Below are 20,294 nucleotides of genomic sequence, written 5' to 3' on the forward strand. Positions count from 1 at the left end.
GAATCTAATTTGTATTTGCTTAGAAAGTTACCTTAAGGTTAAAACCTATGCCCCTGGTGCCTGGTAACTGGCCTGTTTCACCTTGTTGCGAGCTAATTTCAGACGGATCGTAATCTTTTGATTTAGCATAGATCAACAGTAAATTACGACCGGTGATATCAAACCTTGCCGACTGGATAACTTTTCCTAAACCTAATTTAGCTACCGGTATTTTGTAACCGATTGAAACCTCACGAAGTTTAACAAATGTTAAATCATAGATATATGAATCGTAAGTTTTGTTGTTGGTTAAGCCCTGGAAATAGGTTTTAGCATCGATGTAGTTAGAAACCGGTTTGCCGCTATCGTCAACACCACTAACTTTAACACCACCACCATCGGCCACAGGATCGCGAACAGGAACTCCTTTATCGTTAAGTGAAGCGGTTACAGAAGTTAAACCACTAAACTGCCCCCACCTGTTTGATAATGAAACAAATTTACCGCCAACCTGGTAATCGATGTTGGCATTAAGCACAAAGCTTTTAAAAATGGTGAATGAGTTTTGGATACCGCCGGTCCATTTTGGAAGCACGCTACCAAAATATACGTTCGGATCGTTAGCATACATACCGTTGGCGGCAATAATAGGAACGCCGGCGGCATTACGTTTTATACCGTTACCGTATATCTGGCCCCACTCTTTACCTTCCTGGAACACCATGTAAGGCATATCTGTTCCCCAAACCTGGTCGTTAGGGTTGGTATAGCGGGTTACACCATATTTTTTGCTAACCTCGATAACTTTGTTTTGTAGCTGGCGTGCACCATTGATGGTTACATCCCAGTTAAAGTTATTGATGCGTACCGGGGTACCGCTTAAAGTAAGCTCGATACCTTTTCTTTGAATTTTACCAAAGTTGGTTAATATGCTCGAAAAACCGCTGGCTGGGTTAACCGTAACCGAAGCAGGGAAATCAACATCGGTACCTGCGTAATAAGTAGCAGATAAACCTAACCTATCGTTAAGGAACCTTAAATCCAAACCTACCTCTGTTTGCTTAAACACGGCACCGTGTAAGGCTGGGTCAACGCTTTGGTCAGGAGTGTTCATTAAAATGTTTGTACCAAATTTGTATTGGTTAACGCCGTAAACAGTGTTATTCCTGTATCCGCCGTAGTTATCATTAGCAGTTGCAAGCGCTTGCGGGGTTTCACCATATGATACCCTTACCTTACCAAAGCTTAACCAGTTATTAAACTGTGGCAATAACTCGCTGAAAACAAATGAACCACCAAATGACTTAGCTAATACGCTGTTATCTTTAGGGAACAATGATGAAAACCAATCGTTACGTACAGTACCATCTAAAAACAGGAAGTTTTTGTAACCTAATGTTGCTTTTGCAAATAACGCCCTGTATTGCTCGTTTATACGGGTGTTAAAAACTGATGGCGCACTAACCGAGTTGGTGATATTATAAAGATCGGGGATACTTAAACCATCAACAGTGTTACCACCATTATCCTTGTAGCTCCTGTTATAAATATCACTACCGGCATTTACATCAATTTTAAAATCAGCTATCTGCTTGTTGTAATTTGCCAGCAACTCGTAGTTTTCGCGGTTTTCATAAACATTGTAAGTGCGGTAGTAATTTTTCACACCTGTTTGCGATCCGCTTTTTTGAAGGATAGCCGGGATAAATTCCTCCTGCCACTCGCTTCTTGAATTTTTACGGTAAGTTGCCTTAATGTTAAAATCCTTATTAAGCTTGTATTGTAAATACACGTTACCATAAAAACGGTCGCGCTGATTATCCTTGGTATTAAGCTCGGCTATTTTGTACATGTTATACCAGTAGTTACCAGCATAAAAATAACCCGGATCATCAGTTGTGTATGAAGTTGGGTTCTGGTGATTCCAGCTTACCAAGGTACCATCCGGACTTGTTAAATCCTTCAATTCTTTTATGATGCCCATATCAAGGTCGCGGTGCATCCATTGGTTAAAGTTACCTGTAGAAGCATTGGCGTAACCGTCGCTTATGTTACCATGTACCTTTTGGCTAACAAAGTTAACATTAGCCCCTACGGTAAAGTGTTTGCCTAAATCGTAGTTAACATTTAAGTTAAATACGTTTTTCATCAGGGCGGTATACGGAACTATACCATTTACGTGCTGGTTGTTGTACGACATCCTGATGTTATAATCATCGGCCGATTTTGTGAAGGCAATGCCGTTGTTAAGGGTAGTACCTGTTTCAAAGAAATCGCGCGCGTTGTTTGGCTGCGCAACAAGCTTTGCTGTTTTAAACGAGTATTTGGTTCCCGGAGCCCATGCATACCATGGAATATACTCCTGGCCCACCATTTTAGGACCCCAGCTGCTATCATCTGTATAATCCGGGTAGAATTTGCCATCCAAAGCTTTCCATCCTTCAGGATCGCCCGCTTTGTAATGATACTGCATTAAATCTGCAGCTGCACCACCGGCATAAGTATTTTGGTAGTTAGGCAGTATGTAAACCTTATCAAAGTTTACGCCGGCATTTAACTCGATGCCAACACCTTTAACTTTACCACCTCTTTTAGTAGTAATAACGATAGCACCATTTGCACCGGCAGAACCAAACTGCGCTGATGCAGCAGGGCCTTGCAATACCGTGATATTTTCAACATCATCGGGGTTAAGATCATCGGAGTTTGGCAGAATAGTACCATCAACAACATACAGGGCACCAGAGCTGTTACCGAAACCGGTAGCACCACGAAGCCTTACCTGTGTGTTGCGGCCCAAAGCACCTACCGACTGGCTACGTACCTGCAAACCTGCAACCTTACCTGCCAACGCATTGTTAACGTTTGGCTGACGGATGGTGTTTAACGCATCAGACTTTACAACCTGCGCTGCGTAAGAGATAGCGCGTGAAGTTTGTTTGGTATTGAATGCACCCGTTACCACAACCTCGCCAAGCTGGTTACTTACCGATGTAAGCACTACAACCATAGGATCGGCAGTAGCCGGCTTTTCAACCGGTGTGTAACCTACAAACCTGAAAACAAGGGTAGCGTTTGCCGGGGCGCTTAATGAGAATTTACCGGAGGCGTTAGTTTGGGTACCTGAGGTTGTACCCTTTACAATTACGGTTACTCCCGGGATGGGCAGGCCATCATCTTTCGCGGTAACCGTACCAGTAACAGTTCGGTTTTGTGCATACGCCTGTGTTAAGCATAACAACAGAAGGCACAAACTTGTGACTAAAAGTTTTTTCATTGTATAAAAATCAGTTAAGTTAATTTTCTAAATTATGATTTTCGCACCAACACGCAAACAATAAAATAAAATTTTTAACGTTACCGACTTTTTATTAAAAATAAAGAAAACTAAAGCCATTTTTGGCTCAAAAAATGTAAAACTTTTTAAAAAATCAAAAATTCATAAAAAATTCATCTTAATTAACGATAAACAGGATCATTTTCTTCAATTTTCGCCAAATATGCACGTTTTTACCCTTAAAACGGCAATAAGCACGATTTTTTGATCAAAAAACAAAGAAAACACCATTTAAACAGATAAAAGCCATCCCTGTTCTACCCGGAAATTAAGCTTTAGTTAACCAAAACAAAACACACAATGTCAATGATTTTTGTCACCACTTCCGCAAATTCTTCGTATAAATCGTTTTACTTGATTGTTTTTTATAAAAATTGGGCCTGATTACTACATTTAAAACAATGTCTAAAATGTATCTCGCCCATTTCATTTCTTATGAGTTTATTCATGATTGTCCTATAGATTAATAGCCAAAGAATATAAACTCACCACCGACAGGTTAGCCCAAAACAAAAAAAGCCCCCTTTTACAAGGAGGCCTATATAAAATAAGTTTATGATGGGCTTGTTTATCCGGCCAGTGCTGCCGCGCCGCTCACAATTTCGGTAAGCTCGGTAGTAATGGCTGCCTGGCGGGCCTGGTTGTATGAAAGCTTCAGAGCTTTCAGCAATTCGCCAGCATTTTCAGTCGCTTTGTCCATCGCAGTCATACGTGCACCATGTTCAGATGCGTTTGAATCTAATACCGCACGGTATAACTGAATCTTGATATTTTTAGGGATCAGTTGCTCAACAATTTCGCGTTGGTTTGGCTCCAGGATGTAATCAACATTTGCCGCTTTCACAGCTTCTTTTTTCTCAGGTTTTGGAACTGGTAATAACTGTTCGGCAATTAAAAATTGTACAGCAGCATTACGGAAATGGTTATACACCAACTCCACTCTATCGTACTTGCCATTCACAAAACCTTCCATAATGCTTTCAGTAATTTTTGAAGCATTCTCGAAGTTAAGGTCAAGGTATAAGTCGTTATTGTTGCCAATTACGTTGTACTTGCGCCTTTCATAAAACTCCTGGCTTTTTTTACCAATCGCTACTATCGAAACATTACCCGCCGCCAATTGCTTGCTGTATTTTTCTGCAATCAGGTTATTGGCCGTTTTAATAACGTTGGCGTTAAAAGCACCCGCCAAACCGCGGTTTGACGATACCACAACCACCAATACACGTACAGGCTCACGCTCCTGTAAATATGGCGATGCACCATCCTCCAAACTTTCAGACAAGTTTGCCAAAAGGTCTTTCAACTTATTGGCATATGGGCGCAATTGAACAATAGCGTTTGTAGCACGTTTCAGCTTAGCTGCCGAAACCATTTTCATGGCCTTGGTAATCTGCTGGGTTGATGTTACAGACTTTATCCTGTTTCTTACTTCTTTTAAATTAGCCATTCTTTAAGATGTGCAAATTTCAGATGTGCAGATGTGCAAATTGCAACACTGCACTGTTTATTATTTATGTTAAGATTCCGGATGCGCAAATCATCTGCACATCTGGAATCTGCACATTTGCATATTTAGTACTTTCCTGCCAGTTCTTTAGCTACTGTTTCCAGTACGCCTGTTATCTGATCGTCGAATTTACCTGCTTTAAGCGCAGCTAATACTTCCGGATGACGCTCCTCTAACTGACTGGTGAACTCTAATTCGAATTTCCTGATATCTTTCACAGGTACATTACGCATCAGGTTTTTGGTACCTAAGTAAATAATTGCCACCTGTTTTTCAACAGTTACCGGCGAAAATTGTCCTTGTTTCAATACCTCTACGTTACGGATACCTTTATCCAACACTGATTTTGTTGAAGCATCAAGGTCTGATCCAAATTTAGAGAAGGCCTCTAACTCGCGGAACTGAGCCTGGTCAAGTTTCAAAGTACCAGCTACTTTCTTCATCGATTTGATCTGCGCGTTACCACCCACACGTGATACCGAGATACCTACGTTGATGGCCGGACGGATACCGGCGTTGAATAAGTTAGACTCTAAGAAAATCTGACCATCGGTAATTGAAATTACGTTGGTTGGGATGTATGCAGATACGTCACCAGCTTGTGTTTCGATGATAGGCAACGCGGTTAATGAACCGCCACCTTTTACGATACCACGGATAGACTCCGGAAGATCGTTCATTTGCTGCGCGATAGAATCATTTGAGTTGATTTTAGCGGCACGCTCCAATAAACGGCTGTGCAGGTAAAATACGTCACCTGGATAAGCCTCACGGCCCGGTGGACGACGTAACAACAACGACACCTCGCGGTAAGCAACAGCCTGTTTTGATAAATCATCATAGATGATCAATGCAGGGCGGCCAGTATCGCGGAAATACTCGCCGATAGCTGCACCCGCGAAAGGAGCAAAGAACTGCATGGTAGCAGAGTCAGAAGCATTTGCGGCAACTACGATAGAGAATGGCATAGCGCCGTTTTCTTCCAGTGTGCGCACAATGTTTGCTACTGTTGACGCTTTTTGACCGCAGGCAACATATATACAGATAACCGGTTTGCCGGCATCATAAAATTCTTTTTGGTTGATGATGGTATCGATACAAACCGCAGTTTTACCGGTTTGGCGGTCACCAATAACCAACTCACGCTGGCCACGGCCGATAGGGATCATCGCGTCGATAGCTTTGATACCTGTTTGCAAAGGCTCGGTAACCGGCTGACGGTAGATAACACCCGGCGCTTTACGCTCTAAAGGCATTTCGTAAGTTTGGCCAACAATCGGTCCTTTACCATCAATTGGGTTACCTAAAGTATCAACAACACGGCCAAGCATACCTTCGCCTACGTTAATTGATGCAATACGGTTGGTACGTTTAACGGTATCACCTTCTTTAATATCGTCAGATTTACCTAACAATACCACACCCACGTTATCTTCTTCAAGGTTAAGTACGATACCTTGTAATCCTGTTCCAAATTCAACAAGCTCACCTGATTGTACTTTTGTTAATCCATAAACGCGTGCAATACCGTCACCCACCTGGAGTACAGTACCCACTTCTTCTAATTCAGATTCTGACTTGAAGCCTGCCAATTGCTGACGCAAAATTGCCGATACTTCGTCTGGTCTTACCTCTACCATTGTTTAAATTTATTTAGAGTTTTGTTTTTACTATTATTGAATTACCTTCTCGGCAAATTCTTTTTTCAATTTTTTCAAGCTTGCAGCAATGCTGGTATCAACCTGCCTGTCGCCAACGGTTAATACAAAACCACCAATTAATGATGCATCAACCTTAGCTTCCAGTTCAACTGTTCCGCCAACAGCTTTTTGCACTTCGGCGGCAAGCGTGGCTTTATTAACTGCCGATAATTCGGTAGCCGATGTAACTTTAGCTTTAGTGATGTGCTTTTTGATGTTGAACTGGTTTATATACTCGTGGGCAGTTGTATATAAAACCTCGCCACGACCTTTATCAACCATCAGTTTAAAAAACGCTATGGTAACCTTATTTACTTTACCTAAAAATACGGCATCAAGTATCTTGGTTTTTTTGCTGTGGGCGATAATCGGGTTGCTCAAAACAGCTTTAAGCTCCGGGCTTGCCTTTAAGGTATGGATAAAAAGATCCATATCACCCTTAATCACGTCAACACTGTTTTGTTCCTGTGCAAGGTCAATAAGGGATTTAGCGTACCTGGTTCCTACCGTTAATTCTGACATAGTTTTTTTATTTCGGATTTCGAATTTTCGATTTCGGAATTTTTTATTTTGAATTTCAGGAGATTGATTTTAGATGCCAATCAGGAATAAATCCGAAATCGAACATCCCAAATCCGAAATCCCTATAACTTCACTTCTTTTAATAACTGGCTTACCAGTTCATCTTGTTTTTGCTGATCTTCAAACTGCTTGCGTAATACTTTCTCGGCAATTTGCAGCGATAATGTAGCTACCTGGTTTTTAACATCAGCCATCGCGATAGCTTTCTGATTGTTAATTTCAACGCGGGCAAGCTCAATCATGCGCGCGCCTTCTTTGTGTGCCAGTTCTTTAGCATCAACAATCATCTGGTCTTTGACCTTACGGGCATCAGAAAGGATCTGATCGCGCTCGGCACGGGCTTGTTTTAGTAACGATTCATTCTCGTTAGTTAAACGGGACATTTCTTCTTTGGCAGCTTCGGCTTTCTGAAGCGAATCTTCAATAAAACGTTCACGATCGCTTAACGCGCCCAAGATTGGTTTCCAGGCAAATTTTCCTAATATAAACAACAGTACCGCAAATGATATCGTTGTCCAGAAAACTAAGCCTAATGCGGGAGTAACTAAATCCATAATTCTGTATAGCTATTACTTGTATAATATTCTTTTAACGGGAATTAAAACAAGCCCGGAGCCAATCGCCCCGGGTTGTTTTTTTCTTTTTTGCCTAAAATTAATTAGAGCAAAGCTACTACCACGGCAAACAAAGCAACACCTTCAACAAGGGCTGCAGCGATGATCATGTTAGTTTGAATTTTTGAGGCAGCTTCTGGCTGACGGGCGATACCTTCAACGGCTTTACCACCGATAGAACCGATACCAATACCAGCACCAATAACGGCTAAGCCAGCGCCAATTGCACCAATTTTACCTGTAACGCCTGCTGCAGCTACAGCCTGTGCAATTGTTCCAATCATTCCAATCATTGTTTGATAATTTAAAACGTGTATATATAATTATAATTAATTCAGATTAATGGTGATGCTCTTCAACAGCCATACCTATAAACAGGGATGTAAGCATCGTAAAAATAAACGCCTGTAAAAATGCCACAAGCAATTCTATCATATCCATAAACACCACAAACGGAACAGAAACTGTCGACATCCATGCGGTTTTAAAGATAAAGATCAATGATATTAAACTCAGTACGATAATGTGGCCTGCAGTAATGTTTGCAAACAAACGGATCATTAAAGCGAAAGGCTTTGAAATGATACCGATAATCTCAACCGGAACCATGATTGGATACAACCAAACAGGGATGTCGGGAGTAAAAATGTGTTTCCAGTAGTATTTGTTACCGCTAAAATTAATAACGATTAATACAATTACCGATAATACTAAAGTTACCGCTATATTACCCGTTAAGTTAAAACCTCCCGGAAAAAACGGCACCAAACCCAACAGGTTATTGATTAATATAAAAAAGAATATAGTAAGCAATAAAGGCATGTACCTTCCGTGCTTAATGCCTATATTAGGAATAGCCACATCATCGCGTACAAAAAGGATAACCGGCTCTAACAATGCCTGGATGCCTTTAGGCGCTTTGCCAACATTTTTCCTGTAACCGGAAGTAACAGCGAAGAAAACAATTAACAAAATAATCATTCCCATCCACATACTGGCTACGTTACGGGTAATTGAAAAATCATAAACCTTAGCAGTTTTATCTACCTCGCCAGCTTCGTTTACAGCAACAATTTTATTGCCTTCAAGCTTGTAGCTGTAGTGGGTACCTTTATAAACCGGACCTTCTTCTTTCCCCTCTTCCTTTAACAGAACGCCAGATAAGAAAATTTCCAATCCTTTATCAGTATACAATATCACCGGCAGCGAAATAAAGTGCTCGTGCATCAACGGAATTGTAACTGGCCAGAAGTGCGAATCGCCGATATGTTCAAATACTACCTCTTTAGGATCAAAAGGCTTTGACTCTTCTTTTTTGACATTTTCCTGCGAAAATGAAAGTGTAGGCATTACACCTAACAACAAAAAAAGCGCGGAAATCAGGAATGTTTTAAATATTTTTGAGTTCAAAATCGAGCTGTTATACATCTAAATGAAGTTTTCTACCTTATTTTTTGGTTGCGCAAGTTACGTAACAAACCATAAATTTCAAAGGCCATATTTAGAAAATATACGTAAAAAAAATCGCCGGCAAAAACGTACCTGTTTACTGTGTTTTTCTTCAAAAAAATGAGCACAAAAAACAAGCAGGCCAATATCTTAACCGTAGTGGCCGCCAAAAAGGCCTGTGCGTACATTTCCTTGTTAATTTGGCCTACAAAAACGATAGCCATTACGGTAAAAAAAGTAAGTCCGCCAATAAAAAAAAACATCAGCCAGAACTTTTCTATAAGAAAACCGGCATGGCCGCCATAGCCCAACACCAAAGGAGGTAACGAAATAATAACAATAAATACAAGAAAAGATAATGCGGTAGGAAGTAGTTTCAACTCTTTACGGATCTGATAACAATGTACAATGAAATAAATACCCCAACAAGCGACAAAGCGGCCGTGGCCCATTTAGTTTGATGGTTACCGGCCTGGTCTATTTTATAACCGGCAAACGCAAACACCCCGATAACGGCAATCATCTGGAAAGCTACGCCGCTAAATTTGGCATAGCTGTTTACTTCCTTACCAGCGTTATCCTTATCATCACCTTTTTCGTTTTGGGTCATGCGCAAATTTATTAAACCTATTGTATAATCTTTAGTATTTTAGCAAGGCTTTTATTAAGTAAACATTAGTTAAAACCGACAGAGTGCTTTTATAGGTGAATTTCGCGCAAAGACGCTAAGAAGCAAAGAAATAAAAGATTGTTGCTTTTGAAGAATAAGTTGGCTTTAATTAAAACACTTAATGATCAATTATTATGGAAACGCATTTAAACCTGCCGGAAGAAGGTTTTTTGACTGGGGCCAATCTTTTGTTTTTAGCCGAGCTAAAGGAAGCTGTGGCAGAAGTAAACCTAATTAAAAGCGGAAAATTAAAAGGACGACCGGCGGAGGAATTACTGAAAGAGTTATAGCTGTCTGCTAATACATTTGATAAATAAAACTAAATCTACTAATATAAAACCTTTGAGGCGCAACATTATTTCCATTCCTACCAAACAAATCTACTTTGTGCTGTTTGCGCTTCTGCTTGTCATAGCAGGTTGCTCGCTCGAAAAGGAAAGCGGTTTTAACCGCCAGATGCAAAACCTTACCGCGCATTACAATATCCTGTTTAATGCCAATGAACTGTTGCGCCTTAAGCAGGAAAGCTACGCCGCCGGTTTTGTTGATTCGTATAACGAATTGCTAAATGTTTACCCCGATACCGTAAGCCAAACCAGCACTCCCGATAAAGACCTGGAACTGGCCTTTAGCAAAGCCAATAAAATCATCAACATTAAAGAGCAAAGCCATTATTTGGGCGACGCCTACCTGGTTATGGGCAAAGCCCGCTTTTTAGAAGGAAGTTATTTTGATGCGATAGAATATTTTAATTATGTAATTGCATCATATGGTAAGCAGGCTAACCTTAAACAGGAGGCATTGATTTGGAAGGGCCGGGCGCTGTTGTATCTCAATAATCCAACTGAAGCTAAAGTGGCTATAGATACAGCCATCAAAAACATCAACCCTAAAAAAAGTACTCCAGCAGGCATTTACGCCACACAGCTGCAATACTATATTAATACCGAAGATTACCCTGCCGCAGAAGAAAGCGCTAAAACTGCCCTAAAACTTTGCCGCGATGGCGAGCTGAAGCTCCGTTGGACATTCATTTTGGCCCAGCTACAGGAGCTTAATCAAAAACCTGATGCTGCCATAGTTAATTACGCCGGTATTGCTAAAAGCAATTCATCCTTCGAGATGGCCTTTAACGCCAACCTGAACCGCATCCGCCTGCAGGACCAGGAAAACGGCATCAAACAAAATAAGGTTGAACGCCTGCGCAAGCTGCTTAAAAATCAAAATAACAAAGAGTTTACCGATCAGATTTACTACCAGGTTGCGCAGCAACTTTATGCCGCCGGCGATATTGACGGCGCTGTAAAAAATTATAAGCTATCGGTGCGTAGCAGCATTAAAAACCAAAACCAGAAAGGCCTCTCGTACCTGCGCATTGCTGATATTGATTTTAAAAATAAAGCCGACTATGCCGGGGCCAAATTATATTACGATAGCACACTTACCTACCTGGCGCCAACCTACCCGGGTTACCAGATCATTCGCAAAAAGGCCAACAACCTGCAAATACTCACAGGCTTGCTGCAAACCATCAGCCGCGAAGATACCCTGCAAATGCTTGCCGGGCTTGACGAGCAAACACGGGCCGCACGCATTGATGCCATGGTTAACCGTAAAATATTACAGGATAAAGCGGCAACGGTTACGGCGGCAACCAACAACGGGCAGTTTGAAAGCAGCCGAAGCGGCAATAACCTCAATAACCAACAGGCCAATAAAAGCGGCAGCAGTACGTTTTATTTTTATAATTCCACCGCAATAAGCCTTGGCGTAAATGATTTTAAAAGGCAATGGGGCAACCGCAAGCTGGAAGATAACTGGCGCCGCAGTAAACGGTCTACCGCAAATCTGGCAGCCAATGGCAATGGCGCTATCGCATCAACTGCAGATGATCCTTTTGCCCCCACCATGCAGGACGCAACTACACAGGCCAATGGCGACGCGGGCAGCTACCGCCAAGATTTGATTAAAAACCTGCCACTGACACCCGATTTACTCAACCGTTCAAACCTGCGGGTTTATAACGCCTATATGGATATGGCCAATTTTTACCGCGATTTATTAGGCGATAAAAAAGAGGCCATTGTAACATACGAAGCTATACTAACGCGTTTCCCAAAAAGCACCGATAAAGCCGCGGTATATTATAACCTGTACCGCCTTTATGCCGATATTGATGCAACCAAATCTGAAGCATACAAGAATATGATCCTGAAAGAATTCGGGCAAAGTGTTTTTGCAAAAATCATCCTCGACCCGGAGTACAGCAAGCACCTTGATGATGCCAATGCAGAATTCACCATTTTGTATAATGGCGTTTATGATTTGTATGCACAAAGAAAATATACCGAAGTAATTACCCGCGCAAACGACTTGCTGGCCAAATATCCCGACAACCGCTTTGCCGCCCAGCTATTTTATTTACGCACCATAGCAGCCGGCCACCAGGAAAAGCTTGCACCATTCATGACCGATTTGCAGCAGATAGTAGCCAAATACCCGGACGATAAGCTGGTAACACCTTTAGCGGCCCAGCATTTAACTTACATCGACTCGAACCGGGTGGAAATGGAAACACGCACTGTGGTATTAACCGGCAACGATGTTAATGAGATACCATTTACCCCACCTGTGGCATATCAAAAACAAACAGAATACCGCCCTGAGTATCATCCATCCGCAGCAGTTGCGCTAATACCCGAGGTGCGGAAACCTGTGCCGCCTCCCGCAGCGGTAGCAAAACCTGCCCCGCCGGTCGAAAAACCTAAACCCGCCGAACCCGTTAAGCCACCAGTTAGCGCTGTGGTTGTATCGCGTAAAGATTCCGTTAAAACATTGGTTAGCACGGTAGTTGTATCCCGTAAAGATTCGGTAAAAAAATCGGTTAATACGCTGATTGTGTCCCGTAAAGATTCGGTAAAAACATTAGTTCAGTCCCCTGTACAACCAATTAACGCCAACACTGCACCAAGCGTCGATTCGGTCAGGAAACTACTTGATCAGTTTGCAGCAGCCAAACAGGCGCAGCAAACACAACCAGCGGTAAGCGCCCCTCCTGTAATAACCGCCACGCCGGTAAACTATATATTTAGCTTACGCGATAGCAGTAACTACTATTTTGTGGTAAATGTAGGTACCGGTACAACTAACCTGGCATCATCACGTTTTGGTATTGGGCAGTACAATCGAAGCAGATTTTCGGGCAGTACCATTAAGCACGATTTAAAACCGGTGGGCGACGATAATCAGCTGATATTTGTGGGCCGTTTTTATAGCCTGGAGGATGTTAAAAAGTACGCCCGTTCTATAATCCCGGTAATGCCCGATATTATGAAGGTGCCCAAGGATAAATACAGTTTTTTTATCATTACAAGGGAAAATCTGGATAAATTAGCCGACAAAAAAACATTAGATAGCTATATTGATTACTATCAAAGATATTATTAAATAAAATGAAGATCTACAATAAAAAGCCAGCCCTTAGTCCGCAGGAAATACGACACTATAACTGGTATATATGGCGCGCCGTAATAGCCCTTTTTGTTTTTGTGGCACTGATGATAACGCTCACCGTTTTTGATGTATTTGGCCAGCTTCCTTCTTTCCGCGATTTGGAAAACCCCAAAAGTAACCTTGCATCAGAAGTTATATCATCTGATAAACAGGTTTTAGGTACGTATTACATTCAAAACCGGTCAAATGTTACCTATAAAGAGTTATCGCCTAACGTTATTAATGCTTTAGTTGCTACTGAAGACAAGCGCTTTTACGACCATTCGGGGATTGATTTCGGCCGCAGTTTTACTATATTCCTGCACCTGCTTATAGGGCAAAAACAGGGAGGCAGTACTATTACCCAGCAACTGGCGAAGAACTTATTTACCGAAAAATCAAATAACCCATTTGTGCGGATAACCCAAAAGCTGCAGGAGTGGATAACAGCAGTTAAATTAGAGCGCCATTATACCAAAGAAGAAATACTAACGATGTACTTAAACACCGTTGATTTTGGTGCTTACAATACATACGGTATAAAATCGGCTGCACGTACCTATTTTAATACTACGCCGGATAAATTGATGCCCGATCAGGCCGCATTATTAATAGGAATGGTTAATGGGCCTGGCATCTACTCTCCTATCAGGCATCCACTTAATGCTATAAATCGCCGTAACCTTGTACTTAACCGGATGCAGGAACAAGGTTTTTTAAGCAGTGGCCAGGTAGCCGAATTTAAACAGAAACCGCTTGGTTTAAACTTTCACCAAAATAATCATTTTGATGGCCCCGCCCCTTACTTCAGATCGGTGCTTAAAAAAGAGATTCAAAAGATTTTTAAAGAACAAAGTATCAATCGCCCCGATGGTACACCCTATGATCTTGACCGCGACGGCTTAAAAATTTACACCACCATTGATGCCACGATGCAGCAATATGCCGAAGAGGCCCAGCAGGAGTACATGAAAAACCTGCAGGTACAGTTCAATGATCACTGGCGGGGGCAAAACCTGGCCAAAAGCATCCACAATTTTAAATTCCTGATAAACCAGGGGATGCTGAAAAGCGACAGGTACAAACAGCTGAAAATGCAAGGCATGAACGACGAGGATATCAAAACCAATTTTGATACCAAAGATACCCTGAACCTGTTTACCTGGCATGGCAATATTGATACCGTAATGCGGCCTACCGATTCTATTATATACTGTAAAATGCTTTTGCGCAACGCCCTTATGAGTATGGACCCGACCACCGGCTATGTTAAAGCCTGGGTAGGCGGCACCAACTTTGAGCATTTTAAGTACGACCAGGTTAAAAATGGCACCCGCCAGGTAGGTTCAACAGCAAAACCATTTACGTACGCGGTGGCCATTGATAACGGTTATTCGCCATGTTTAAAAATAAATAACGTACCCGATACCATCCGCGGTTATGGCGATCCTTGGTGCCCCCGCTCATCACCATCAGAAACCTTGCCGGGCTTTATAACCCTGCGCCAGGCATTGGCCCATTCACAAAACTGGGTAACAGCCCACGTAATGAGTGAGGTGAAGCCCGAGCCTGTTGTAGAGCTGATTAAAAAAATGGGGATAACCAGTGCCGTACCCGCCTACCCATCTATATGCCTGGGCACATTTGATGCATCGGTATTTGAAATGACGGCGGCATACTCGGTATTTGCCAACCACGGTTTATGGACCGAACCTACTTATATATTGCGTATTGAAGATAAAAACGGCAATGTTTTATATAGCCATACCCCAAAAGTAGTGCAGGCCATGAACCCGCAAACCGCTTACGTAATGACCTATATGTTAAAAGGCGTTATTGAGGATGGAACAGGATCAAGGCTGGCTTATAAATACGGGCTGCGTAACCCTATAGGCGGCAAAACCGGTACCACCAACGGCAACTCCGATGGTTGGTTTATCGGCATCACCCCTCAGCTGGTAACCGGCCTGTGGACGGGTTGCGAAGACCGGGACATCGCTTTTCAATCAACCCGCCTGGGCGAGGGAGCAAACAGCGCGTTGCCTATATTTGCGTTATACATGAAAAAAGTATACGCGAATGCTGCCCTCGGCATCAAAAAAACGGTTGATTTTGACGCCCCAAAAACAGGCGTAAGCATTGTATTAGATTGCGGCCAGTACAACCAGCAACAGCAAGGGACCAATGAAGTGGATAAGAAATTAGATTTCTAAAATTGTTCATTGGTTCAGTGTTGTTCATTGGTTCACTGGTTCATTAGTTCATTGGTCTGCTTCATTACTTGAATAATTGCCAGTGGTCTAATTTGTTTCGTGTTTATTGGTTCTTCTTATGAAACTATTTAATCAACCGCCAAATCTAATTGAACTTTTCACCAATGAACCAGTGAACTAATGAACCAATGAACAACACTGAACCAATGAACAGCAATGGATAAATTCGATTACCGGGAAGCATTAAAAAACATCCCCCATAAACCGGGAGTTTACCAATATTGGGACGAGGAGAAGGAGCTGATATACATCGGCAAGGCTAAAGACCTGCGTAACCGTGTTGGGTCTTATTTTAATAAAGACATTAACATTAATGCCAAAACGCGGGTTTTGGTATCCAAAATCCGCGATATAACTTTTACCATTGTAGATACCGAGGTAGATGCATGGCTGCTTGAAAACAGCATGATCAAAAAGCATCAGCCCAGGTATAATGTACTGCTTAAGGATGATAAAACTTATCCATGGGTAATTATCAAAAACGAAAATTTTCCCCGTATTTTCTGGACAAGACGTATTGTTAAGGATGGATCAAAATATCTGGGGCCGTATGCATCAATAAGCATGATGCACAACATTTTGGGGCTGATAAAGGAAACCTATCCCCTGCGCACCTGCAACCTGGCGCTAACCCGCGAAAATATTGATAAGGGCAAATTCAAAGTTTGCCTGGAGTACCAATTAGGCAACTGCAAAGGGCCCTGCCAAAACTACCAGACAGAAGAAGACTACGACAATAGCATAGCTGATATTACCGATATCCTGAACGGTAAGATAGGCGCTATATTACGCCGCCTTAAAGGCGAGATGGAGGCAGCTGTAGCCGAATACAACTACGAGCTTGCCCACCGGCTGAAACGTAAGTTTGATTTGCTGGAGAATTACCAAAGCAAATCAACCATCGTAAACTCGTCCATTACCGATGTGGACGTGTTTAACATAGCATCAGAAGAGAAACTGGCCTTTGTGAACTATTTAAAGGTGATGAATGGCACTATTATCCAAACACAAACCATCGAGCTTAAAAAGCGCCTGGATGAAAGCGACGAGGAACTGCTTACTTTAGCCATTATCGAATTCAGGAGCCGGTATAACAGCACATCAAAAGAAGTGATTGTGCCTTTTGATATTGATGTGGAAGACCATCCCGGTATTAAATTCACGGTGCCAAAACTGGGCGAAAAACGTAAGCTGCTCGATTTGTCGCAAAAGAATGTGCAGTATTTCAAAAAGGAAAAAATTGATCAGTATGAAAAGTTGAATCCCGAAATCCGCACCGAGCGATTGCTGACGCAGATGATGAAGGATTTACGGATGAACCAATTGCCACGTCATATTGAATGTTTTGATAACTCCAACTTCCAGGGCAAATATCCGGTTTCGGCCATAGTGGTATTTAAAGATGGCAAGCCCTCAAAAAAAGACTACCGCCATTTCCACGTAAAAACGGTAGAAGGGCCAAATGACTTTGCCACAATGGAAGAAGCCGTTCACCGCCGCTATCGCCGCATGCTTGATGAGGGTACCGAACTACCTCAACTCATTATTATAGATGGAGGTAAGGGGCAACTGTCAAGCGCCATGCATAGCTTGAAACTATTGGGGATAGACAAACAAGTAACCGTGATAGGCATAGCCAAACGCCTGGAAGAATTATATTACCCTAATGACCAGTACCCCATGTACCTGGATAAAAAATCAGAGACGCTTAAGGTGATCCAGCATCTGCGGGATGAGGCACACCGTTTTGGCATCACCTTTCACCGTAAGATACGCGACAAAGGCACGCTGGCTACCGAATTGGAACTGATAGAAGGCATAGGCAAAACCACAGCCGAAAAACTCTTAAAATACTTTAAATCTGTAAAAAAGATCCGCGAAGCTAATGAGGAGTTATTGCTTGAAGTTGTTAATTTAAAACAGGCGAAGGCGATTTTGGGATATTTTGATCAAAGTCAAAATTAAGTTATTGACCGTCAATATCGAATATCCGTCATTGCGAGGTACGACGCAATCCCCTACCTGCTAAGTCTCAAATAGTTCGGGATTGCTTCGTACCTCGCAATGACGGTAGTTTTTTTTATATAAAATGCAAAAAGTCAAAACCATACCGGTTTTGACTTTTTACTTTTGAATTTTGACTTAACAATTAGTATTGCCAAAGGTTAAGTTCCCAATCCATCAAACTCTTTTTGATTCGTTCCGATTCGTAAAGCTTGTCTATCCCCTGGGCGTAATCTTTAACGCGTTCGTCTTTATCATTACTTTGTTTCACGATATAACTGGCGAAGATCCGCTTCATGAAAACATCATCAAAACTTAAGCCTGTTGCATCGCTGGCGCGGCTAACCACTTCTTTGGTTGCCAATACCTGGCGGGCTTCAGGAAAATAAATCCAGAAAGCAGGCTGATAATCTACATCTGCGCCACCTACGCCTTTTGGCTTAACAAGCGGCGCTATGCCGATGATGCGTGGCTCAAATATAGACCGCTGACGATCAAACACCCAATCTTCCTTTATACGATATTTCAATACGCTATCAGGGTTAAATTCACTGGCTACCATTGTAGATCCTATTTCATTGCCGTTGGCATCAAATTTCTTAACCACGCTACTGTCTGCACCGGATAGGCGTCCTTTGGCCTGCGAACCACTTAACGGTGTGCTAAAGCTATCGCCGTTAACGTCATCCTTTTTACCTGGTGTCGGGTCATAAGCCGTTAGCTCGCCCGCTGTAATAGCATCCAGCAAAACATCAATTAAACGGCGTTTTGGCGATGCAAGGTAAGTATTCATTTTATCGCGTACATCAATCTCGCGCCATACCCTTTTTGCAAAGGCAACATCGCTTTCGCGCAGGTTAGGGTACGGAGTTACTTTTGCACTTAAAATGTTATTCTTTTTATAGTAGCCATCAAGCGGCCTTTCAAAGGGCTTCATTGGCTTTTTGTTAGCAGTATCAGGAGTTGCCTGGCTGGCCACTGTATTGGGTGGTTGCGGTGGCGGAGGCGTAGCCCTCCTTTTTGCAGCTGCAGAGGTGCCTGTTGATTTCCTGGTTGATTTTTTTGCAGGCTTTTTTTGCGCATAAGCGCCAATACAGGCTATACAAAGTAAAACAATTAAAATTCTCTTTTTCATACGCGTTTAATTTGCGGATAATACAATTGCGTCCAGCCCGCGTGGTGTGCCATCCGGGCCAACAGCCACAATATCTTTAAATACCACTGTAGTACCTGGTGTAACAGTATTCAATGCCGATTTCATTGCTCCGGTAAGTTCGCCGCTTGAGCCCGAATATATGATGGCATCCTGGCGTGGTTTTATAATTAACACCGTAAAACGGGTAACGTTAAATTTGGCATCGAAATCAAAGTTGTCAAGTTTGGCAAAAAGCCTGTCTTGCGCCCTTAAGTTAGCAGCGCTGGTTGAACCACCACTTTTGCCACCAAACTGCGCTTTAGGATCAGGGATTCGTTTTATACGAAAATCTGATGCGCCTAAAACCATCCCTTTTTCACCTGTAACAGTAATCTTTGCAGCACCAACATTACTTACTTTCACGGTATAATGCCCTGCGGAACCGCTGATGGAGCCACCGCTCATGCTTACATTTAAGCTTGAAGTTGGCACGCCAGGTGCCGACACTGAAACGGGGTTAGCAACCCCTATATACAATACATTCATTTTATCCGGAGATACCACAGCCGATGGTCTTGCAACCATATAGTCCTGTGAAAATGTGTACCTTTTATCCGGCCCGCCATCAACAGCTTTAACAACCAATTCGCCGCTCATGGTATGCTTACCTTCGCCACTTGCAGTAGTTGTATAAGTACCTATACCGTCTTTCGTAGGCACTGGCGATCCTCCCACCGTAATAGTTGGATTGGTATGTGAATCATAAGCTGTCAAATAAATATCTGCCTTAAACTGCTGACCGGCTAAAACATAGCTGCTTGGTGCAACTGCCACTGCGCGGAATGCATTTAGGGTAACCTCTGCTTTATCAACGTTGCTGTATAGTTTCTTTACAACCTCATTTTCTGCATTTTTAGTATCAGCCTGTATTTTGGCAAGTGTGGTTATGGTTGCACCCAACGGAATACCTTCGCCAAAATATGCTTGTTGCCAGCTCTTTTGCTGCATCCCGGTATTTGCCTTTGGCGCATCAGCATTTAAAGAAAAATTTACACCTTCGGCATCCTTGCCTAATAATTGCAACAATTTAGCACGTGTAGCTTCTATCTTATCCTTTAAAACATCGGCCTTCTTGCCATTAATCATCACTTCTGATGAGATGTCTAAATTATCGCGGGCCATGATATCATCAATTTCTTTATTGATACCACCACCTTTTTCAGTCAACTCAACTTTTAAATCTTCAATATATTTGTTAAGGTCAGCAGTAATCGATTTTGCTTCCTTAGCAGCATTAAGATATTTAGCTTTATCGGGCTGAGCTTTTATTTTCGCTTCAAATGCACTATAAGTAGACTGTAAGCTGGTATTTACATTCTTTGTTGATGCATCCAAACTTTTGGTAATATTTTTAAAAGCATCCAACAGGTTCTCTGGCACGTTTAGGGCAATTAAGCCTAAAAGCACCAGGTATAAGATACCTATCATTCGCTGTCTTGGGGTTTCCTTACCTCCGGCCATCTATATAAATCTTAGCTTTTAAAAAATT

General features: G+C 42.2%; 15 protein-coding genes. 4 read left to right on the top strand and 11 right to left on the bottom strand.

Annotation, left to right across the window (positions count from 1 at the left end):
- Window positions 1–19: 19 nt before the first annotated feature.
- From FSB76_RS08630 to FSB76_RS08670, 9 genes are all read right to left on the bottom strand, one after another.
- Entirely contained in the window at window positions 20–3,256 is a 3,237-nt protein-coding gene (locus FSB76_RS08630; protein ID WP_147053191.1) for a SusC/RagA family TonB-linked outer membrane protein, read from the bottom strand.
- Window positions 3,257–3,884: 628 nt separating this feature from the next.
- A complete protein-coding gene (atpG, locus tag FSB76_RS08635) occupies window positions 3,885–4,766 on the bottom strand; it encodes an ATP synthase F1 subunit gamma (protein ID WP_147053192.1) in 882 nt (293 codons plus the stop codon).
- Between the two features lie 125 nt (window positions 4,767–4,891).
- On the bottom strand, window positions 4,892–6,466 hold the full coding sequence (gene atpA, locus FSB76_RS08640; protein WP_147053193.1) for a F0F1 ATP synthase subunit alpha: 1,575 nt from the start codon (window positions 6,464–6,466) through the stop codon (window positions 4,892–4,894).
- A 33-nt stretch (window positions 6,467–6,499) separates the two neighbouring features.
- A complete protein-coding gene (gene atpH, locus FSB76_RS08645) occupies window positions 6,500–7,048 on the bottom strand; it encodes an ATP synthase F1 subunit delta (protein WP_147053194.1) in 549 nt (182 codons plus the stop codon).
- A gap of 122 nt (window positions 7,049–7,170) precedes the next feature.
- Window positions 7,171–7,662 carry a F0F1 ATP synthase subunit B gene (gene atpF, locus FSB76_RS08650; RefSeq protein ID WP_147053195.1) on the bottom strand — a complete coding sequence of 164 codons (492 nt, stop codon included), beginning with the start codon at window positions 7,660–7,662 and terminating at the stop codon, window positions 7,171–7,173.
- A 104-nt stretch (window positions 7,663–7,766) separates the two neighbouring features.
- Window positions 7,767–8,015 (bottom strand): ATP synthase F0 subunit C, encoded by a 249-nt coding sequence (gene atpE / locus FSB76_RS08655; RefSeq protein ID WP_449406759.1) that lies wholly within the window; start codon window positions 8,013–8,015, stop codon window positions 7,767–7,769.
- A gap of 46 nt (window positions 8,016–8,061) precedes the next feature.
- A complete protein-coding gene (atpB, locus tag FSB76_RS08660; protein ID WP_225976454.1) occupies window positions 8,062–9,132 on the bottom strand; it encodes a F0F1 ATP synthase subunit A in 1,071 nt (356 codons plus the stop codon).
- Between the two features lie 32 nt (window positions 9,133–9,164).
- Window positions 9,165–9,551 carry a hypothetical protein gene (locus FSB76_RS08665; RefSeq protein ID WP_147053197.1) on the bottom strand — a complete coding sequence of 129 codons (387 nt, stop codon included), beginning with the start codon at window positions 9,549–9,551 and terminating at the stop codon, window positions 9,165–9,167.
- Window positions 9,548–9,781 (bottom strand): AtpZ/AtpI family protein, encoded by a 234-nt coding sequence (locus tag FSB76_RS08670; RefSeq protein WP_147053198.1) that lies wholly within the window; start codon window positions 9,779–9,781, stop codon window positions 9,548–9,550. The genes FSB76_RS08665 and FSB76_RS08670 overlap by 4 nt, the downstream gene beginning before the upstream one ends.
- 194 nt (window positions 9,782–9,975) lie before the next feature.
- Here FSB76_RS08670 and FSB76_RS32085 point away from each other — a divergent pair, with 194 nt between their 5' ends.
- The 4 genes from FSB76_RS32085 (at window position 9,976) to uvrC (ending at window position 17,571) form a co-directional block, all read left to right on the top strand.
- Window positions 9,976–10,131, top strand: a complete 156-nt coding sequence (locus tag FSB76_RS32085) for a hypothetical protein (RefSeq protein WP_158642866.1) — start codon at window positions 9,976–9,978, stop codon at window positions 10,129–10,131.
- Window positions 10,132–10,183: 52 nt separating this feature from the next.
- On the top strand, window positions 10,184–13,288 hold the full coding sequence (porW, locus tag FSB76_RS08675; RefSeq protein WP_147053199.1) for a type IX secretion system periplasmic lipoprotein PorW/SprE: 3,105 nt from the start codon (window positions 10,184–10,186) through the stop codon (window positions 13,286–13,288).
- A 5-nt stretch (window positions 13,289–13,293) separates the two neighbouring features.
- Complete coding sequence (locus FSB76_RS08680; RefSeq protein ID WP_147053200.1) at window positions 13,294–15,546, top strand: penicillin-binding protein 1A; 2,253 nt, start codon at window positions 13,294–13,296, stop codon at window positions 15,544–15,546.
- Between the two features lie 216 nt (window positions 15,547–15,762).
- A complete protein-coding gene (gene uvrC / locus FSB76_RS08685; RefSeq protein ID WP_147053201.1) occupies window positions 15,763–17,571 on the top strand; it encodes an excinuclease ABC subunit UvrC in 1,809 nt (602 codons plus the stop codon).
- A gap of 184 nt (window positions 17,572–17,755) precedes the next feature.
- On the opposite strand, the gene porN is transcribed toward uvrC, so the two are convergent.
- Both porN and porM read right to left on the bottom strand, forming a co-directional pair.
- Window positions 17,756–18,745 (bottom strand): type IX secretion system ring subunit PorN/GldN, encoded by a 990-nt coding sequence (porN, locus tag FSB76_RS08690; protein WP_147053202.1) that lies wholly within the window; start codon window positions 18,743–18,745, stop codon window positions 17,756–17,758.
- 6 nt (window positions 18,746–18,751) lie between these two features.
- Complete coding sequence (gene porM / locus FSB76_RS08695) at window positions 18,752–20,266, bottom strand: type IX secretion system motor protein PorM/GldM (RefSeq protein WP_147053203.1); 1,515 nt, start codon at window positions 20,264–20,266, stop codon at window positions 18,752–18,754.
- Window positions 20,267–20,294 lie beyond the last annotated feature (28 nt).

It is taken from the genome of Mucilaginibacter ginsenosidivorax, from assembly GCF_007971525.1.
GTDB classification, from domain to species: domain Bacteria; phylum Bacteroidota; class Bacteroidia; order Sphingobacteriales; family Sphingobacteriaceae; genus Mucilaginibacter; species Mucilaginibacter ginsenosidivorax.